Origin of the sequence: Planktotalea sp. (assembly GCF_049680325.1) — a bacterium.
GTDB lineage: Bacteria > Pseudomonadota > Alphaproteobacteria > Rhodobacterales > Rhodobacteraceae > Planktotalea.
On record NZ_JBAUHO010000359.1, the window covers coordinates 73,385 to 79,384 of the forward strand.

A 6,000-nucleotide genomic window follows, 5' to 3' on the forward strand; every position below is an offset into this window, starting at 1 on the left:
TGAGAGCGAAAAACCCTCCGAACATATATCCTTTCGGAGGGCAAACTCGTGGATATCAAACGGATCGTAATGGCTGGCGGCGTTTTGGCGACAGCAGGCGCAATTGGCTTTGTCATGCAAAATGGCGAGTCGGCGAAAGCGCGTTATACGAACGCAACGGTACCAGATATTTCTGGAACAGCGAGCGAGCCTCTTGAGGTTACCGACATCACGTTGACCTCTGCTGTTGCCGAGACCAAGCCTGCGGCCGAAATTTCGGAAAGCAGGAGTTTGGGTGAAACAACGGCTGCAATGATTGAACCAGATGCAAAGCCGGTCGAGGCTGAGCCGCAAATCAGAACCGCGGCGCTTGGTGAGGTCCTTGTTCCCGACGCTAAGGAAGATACTCTTGCTGCACCCGCATCGCTTTGTTCAATCGACATGACTGCGCAGGCTTCAGCGGCGGCAATGGTCGATGTAAGCTTGAGCGCCAGCTGCTATCCTAACGAGCGAGTTACATTTCACCACAATGGTATGATGTTCACAGATGCGACAGACAATGACGGTAATCTTAATCTGAGTATTCCAGCACTGTCGGAAAACGCTGTGATAATCGTTGCATTCTCGAATGGCGAAGGCGCGCTTGCCGATACCAAAGTGCCAACCCTTGAATACTATGATCGACTGGTTGTGCAGTCCAAGGCAAGCAGTTCACTGCATATCAATGCTTTTGAATTTGGCGCTGACTATCGTGACGCGGGGCATGTTACGTTGGATGCCAAGCGTTCCATTGAGGATGCGACCCAAGGGGTTGGCGGCTTTATCACTTCGCTAGGTGATAAAGATCAGGGTGAAGCGCTGGTAGCGGAAATTTACACATTCCCGACTGCGACGGCGAAACAAACTGGGGACGTGCATGTTTCGGTAGATGCCGAAGTGACCGTCTCAAACTGCGGCTTGCGCGTAGAGGCGCAAACACTTGAGGTGCTTCGTGCGGGTTCGATGAAGGTTCAAGACTTGTCGTTGCCAATTCCAGCATGTGACGCGGTTGGTGACTTTCTCGTATTGCAAAACCTGCTACAAGACCTGAAAGTCGCGCGTAACTGATCGCGCGACATTCGGGGCTAAAGGCCAATGATGCTACACCGTGCGGCGAGCTTCGCCGCATTTTTCATTTTGTTGTTCTCGGCTCCTTTGGCGGCTCAGGATGTGACGTTGACGTCGCCCGACGGGTCGGTGGAAATCAATGGCACACTACTGGGCTTTGATGGGGAGTTTTACCGTCTTGAAACGGTCTATGGCGAATTGACAGTGGATGGTACCGGTGTGAATTGCGCTGGCCCTGCTTGCCCCGATCTTCAGAACTATGTTGCGGAACTATCAGTATCTGGATCGGCAACGATTGGTGAGGTCTTGATGCCAGCGTTGATCGAGGGATTTGCTCTCCAACGCGGTTACGACGCCATCCGCGAACGTACAGATCAGACGCATTTCATTTACAAGCTTCGCAACAAAGCCGACGGCGCTTTGCTAGGGCACTTTGATTTCAGGGTGACCAATACGGACGAAGGCTTTGCCGATTTGCTGGCTGATGAAGCCGACATCGTCATGTCGTTGCGAGAGATCCGCCTGACTGAAAATCGCCGCGCCCAAGAATCGGGGCTTGGTGATCTGACCGCCGCGAACCGTAGCCGCGTTTTGGCGCTTGATGCCATGGTTGCAATTACCGCGCCGGGTAACCCCGTCGATATGATATCACCTGCAATGCTTGCTCGGGTTTTTGCGGGGCGGGTGACCAACTGGAATCAATTGGGCGGGCCAGATGCGCCAATATCCATGCACCTTAGAGACGCGAAGTCTGGCGTCTCGCAAGCGCTTCAAGATAGGTTAATGACGCCTGCGGGCCTTGTTCTGGACAGTGGAATCTTGCGTCACGCGTCCAACAAGGCACTCACCCAAGCCGTCACGGATGATCCGTTCGCAATTGGCATTTCGAGCTACTCGGAAACGGGGAATGCCGATGTGTTGGTTTTGACGGGCACCTGTGGTTTTTCGCTACGCGCGGGGCGAGTAACGATCAAGACAGAAGACTATCCGCTCACAGCGCCGATGTTTTTGTATATGCCAGCCCGTCGTTTGCCCAAGCTTGCGCGGGAGTTTTTGACCTATACGCGCTCACCCTCTGCCCAAATCGTAATCCGCCGCGCGGGGTTTGTGGATCAGGCACCTGAAGAGCTTTCGATCAATCAACAAGGTGATCGATTTGCCAATGCGATTTCGCTGATTGGCTCAGAGATTGAGCTGGATGAGGTGCAACGGATGGTGAAGGTTCTGTCGCCTATGAAGCGGCTCAGCACGTCATTCCGGTTCCGCGCGGGATCCAGTACGCTTGATGCGCAATCGTTGTCCAACGTGCAACAGTTGGCACGCGCTATCGAAACGGGCGAGTATGACGAACGCGCGCTCAAGTTTGTCGGGTTCAGCGATGGTCAAGGTCCCGCAACCAGCAATCGGCGCATTGCCCAACAACGCGCGCGCGCTGTTTTGGCGGCGGTGAAGAAAGCGGCAGAAACCGTTGATCTAGATGATCTCAACATCAGTGTTGATGCCTTTGGCGAAGCCTTGCCAATGGCCTGCGATGACAGCGCATGGGGCCGCCAGGTGAACCGCCGCGTCGAAGTTTGGGTGCACTAAAGCAACCCGCTACTCACAAAGCTGGTTTCGCCGGATGCCCCGATAATCAAATGATCGTGTAGCGTAATGGAAAGGCTGTCCGCGGCCTGTTTAATAAGTTTGGTCATTTCTATGTCGCTTTGCGATGGCGTCGGATCACCGGAAGGATGGTTGTGCACCAGGATTATTGCACAGGAATTCAACTCTAACGCGCGCTTTAAAACCTCGCGCGGGTAGACAGGGACGTGATCGACAGTGCCAACGCCCAGCACTTCATCCGCGATCAACATATTGCGGCGATCAAGAAACAGAACGCGGAACTCTTCGGTTTCTTTATGGGCAAGGGCGGTGCGGCAATACGTGAGGACTGCATCCCAGCTAGAGATTAGCGGGCGATGTGCAATGCGCGCCTTAGCGAGCCGTTTGGAGGCGGCGTGGACGAGTTTCAGGTCTTGCGCTGCAACGGCACCAACGAGGGCCTCGAGCCTTGCGTTTTCGACCGTGAGTGCGCTGGCGATATCCCCAAACTCTGACAGAAGTTTGTTTGCCAGCGGCCGCGTGTCTTTGCGCGGCATGGATTGTAGTAGAATAAGCTCCAGCATTTCTGCATCGCTTAGGTCTTCGCCGCCGCGATCACGAAATCTTTCGCGCAGTTTAATGTGCCGCTCGCGCAGCGATTTATCGAGAAGTCCAAGACGTCGCCGCGCAGTTTTATCCGCTCCGCGTGGATCAAAGACAGGGGCCGAAACATCGGTGAAATGGGTGTGTTGAATGCTCATACCCACCTTGATCCGCCGATTCGATAAATTTTGAGTTAACATGAAAAAGCCCGGCGCAGAGATCTGGCCGGGCTTCTCATTTAGCGTTGCTTGGCGCTAGCTTTTCATGCTGTCCCAGAATGACTTTACCGAGGAAAAGAAGCTTTTGCTCTCGGGGTTGTTGTCTTCCGATAGCTCTTCAAATTCCTTCAGCAGCTCTTTCTGACGGTTAGTCAGGTTCACTGGCGTTTCGACTGCAAGTTCGATGAACATGTCGCCAGAACCGCCACCACGCAGCGCTGGCATACCCTTACCGCGCAGACGCATCTGGCGGCCAGACTGGCTACCTGCAGGGATCTTGACGCGTGAACGGCCACCGTCAATTGTCGGCACTTCGATGTCACCGCCCAGCGCAGCTGAGGACATGGATACAGGCACGTTGCAGAACAGGTTGCTGCCTTCACGTTCGAACAGTTTGTGCTTGGACACCTCGATAAAGATATAGAGATCGCCCGCCGGACCGCCGCGCAGGCCTGCCTCACCTTCACCGCCAAGGCGGATTCGGGTGCCTGTCTCAACACCAGCAGGAATGTTCACGCTGAGTGCTCGTTCCTTTTCAACACGCCCTTGGCCGCCACAAGAACTACAAGGGTTCTTGATGATCTGACCCATGCCTGAACAGGTCGGGCAGGTGCGCTCAACCGTGAAAAAGCCTTGCTGCGCGCGTACCTTACCCATGCCAGAGCAGGTTGGGCAGTTCGTCGGTTCAGCCCCGCCGTCAGCACCTGTGCCTTCGCAGCTTGTACAGTTTACGGCCGTAGGAACGTTGATGGTCTTCTGAAGCCCGGAAAAAGCATCCTCAAGCGAAACGCGAAGGTTGAAACGCAGATCAGAGCCACGCGCAGCGCGATTACGACCGCCGCCACCGCCACGTTGGCCACCCATGAAATCGCCGAACAGATCATCAAAGACGTCAGAGAAGGCAGATGAAAAATCACCGTGCCCGCCGCCGCCTGGTCGACCGCCGCCGCCGCCCATGCCACCTTCGAACGCGGCATGACCATAACGGTCATAGGCAGCTTTCTTTTCGGCATCTTTCAACACTTCATGGGCTTCATTTGCCTCTTTGAACTGCTCTTCAGCCTTTGGGTTGTCAGAGTTGCGATCGGGATGAAGTTCTTTGGCTTTCTTGCGATAGCCTTTCTTGATCTCATCGGCGGTCGCGTTTTTTGGAACGCCTAGAACGTCGTAATAGTCTCGTTTTGACATATTAGATCCTCCTTTGAGGAAACGCATTGGGCCGACCCGGTTAAACAGGCCGGCCCTTTAGGGTGTTTTCACGCTGTGCGCAATTTACCCGCGTTTTTTGTCGTCGTTCAGATCTTCGAAGTCGGCATCAACGATGTCGTCATCCTCTGGACCAGCATCAGCTGCCATTGGCTCGTCGTCACCATCTTCCTGGCTCGCTTTGTAGATCGCTTCGCCAAGACGCATCGCAACTTCAGTCACGTTCTGGATGCCGGATTTGATCTTGTCCGCGTTCTCTGTTTCCAGCTCGTCCTTGAGCGCGGCAATTGCCAGCTCAATCGCTTCGATGGTCGAAGGATCGACTTTCTCGCCATGCTCTTCCACGGATTTCTCTGTGGAGTGGATGAGGCTTTCGGCCTGGTTCTTCGCTTCGATCAGCTCGCGGCGCTCTTTATCCGCATCCGCGTTTTCTTCGGCGTCTTTGACCATCTTTTCGATGTCGTCATCGGACAGACCGCCAGAGGCCTGGATCGTGATCTTCTGCTCTTTACCAGTGCCTTTATCCATCGCGCCAACAGCAACAATACCGTTTGCGTCAATGTCGAAGGTGACTTCGATCTGTGGCAGGCCGCGTGGCGCGGGCGGGATGTTTTCAAGATTGAACTGACCGAGCATTTTGTTGTCGGCGGCCATTTCACGTTCACCTTGGAAAACACGGATTGTCACCGCGCTTTGGCTGTCCTCGGCTGTAGAGAAGATCTGCGACTTCTTCGTCGGGATTGTTGTGTTGCGGTCGATAAGACGCGTGAACACGCCGCCCAAGGTTTCGATACCAAGGGACAATGGTGTGACGTCCAGAAGAACAACGTCTTTGACGTCGCCCTGAAGAACACCGGCCTGAATTGCCGCACCCATCGCAACAACCTCGTCAGGGTTCACACCCTTGTGCGGCTCTTTTCCGAAGAACTTGGTCACTTCCTCAACAACGCGCGGCATGCGTGTCATACCACCGACAAGAACGATTTCGTCGATGTCGGTTGTTTTCAGGCCCGCATCTTTCAGCGCAGCTTGGAAAGGCTTGATAGACGCTTTGATCAGATCGCTAACAAGGCTTTCCAGCTTCGCACGTGTCAGCTTCATCACCATGTGTAGCGGCTGGCCACCCTTAGGATCCATAGAGATGAACGGCTGGTTGATCTCGGTCTGGTTGGCAGAAGACAATTCGATCTTCGCCTTTTCGGCCGCTTCCTTCAAACGCTGAAGCGCCATTTTGTCTTTGGTCAGGTCAACGCCGTTCTCTTTTTTGAATTCATCCGCGAGGTAGTTGACGATGCGCATGTCA

The 6,000-nt window shown here is 54.3% G+C and carries 5 protein-coding genes; 2 read left to right on the forward strand and 3 right to left on the reverse strand.

Translation table 11 applies throughout. From position 1 onward, the window contains the following. The first annotated feature begins 48 nt into the window (after positions 1-48). Positions 49-1,086, forward strand: coding sequence for a hypothetical protein (locus WBC85_RS16245; RefSeq protein ID WP_424439695.1), 1,038 nt, complete (start codon positions 49-51; stop codon positions 1,084-1,086). 27 nt (positions 1,087-1,113) lie between these two features. Then, the gene (locus WBC85_RS16250; protein ID WP_424439698.1) at positions 1,114-2,673 is read left to right on the forward strand and encodes a phosphate ABC transporter substrate-binding/OmpA family protein; all 1,560 of its coding nucleotides are present in this window, start codon (positions 1,114-1,116) and stop codon (positions 2,671-2,673) included. On the opposite strand, the gene radC is transcribed toward WBC85_RS16250, so the two are convergent. From radC to WBC85_RS16265, 3 genes are all read right to left on the reverse strand, one after another. After that, positions 2,670-3,431, reverse strand: a complete 762-nt coding sequence (gene radC, locus WBC85_RS16255) for a RadC family protein (RefSeq protein WP_424439701.1) — start codon at positions 3,429-3,431, stop codon at positions 2,670-2,672. The two genes, WBC85_RS16250 and radC, sit on opposite strands and share 4 nt — an antisense overlap. A gap of 96 nt (positions 3,432-3,527) precedes the next feature. Next, the gene (dnaJ, locus tag WBC85_RS16260; protein ID WP_424439704.1) at positions 3,528-4,679 is read right to left on the reverse strand and encodes a molecular chaperone DnaJ; all 1,152 of its coding nucleotides are present in this window, start codon (positions 4,677-4,679) and stop codon (positions 3,528-3,530) included. 84 nt (positions 4,680-4,763) lie between these two features. Next, a partial coding sequence (locus WBC85_RS16265; RefSeq protein WP_424439707.1) for an Hsp70 family protein occupies positions 4,764-6,000 on the reverse strand: 1,237 nt, incomplete at its 5' end.

Coding starts and splice junctions, on each gene's coding strand:
- WBC85_RS16250 (WP_424439698.1), top strand. CDS start 1,114: ATGATGCTACACCGTGCGGCGAGCTTCGCCGCATTTTTCATTTTGTTG.
- radC (WP_424439701.1), bottom strand. CDS start 3,431: ATGAGCATTCAACACACCCATTTCACCGATGTTTCGGCCCCTGTCTTT.
- dnaJ (WP_424439704.1), bottom strand. CDS start 4,679: ATGTCAAAACGAGACTATTACGACGTTCTAGGCGTTCCAAAAAACGCG.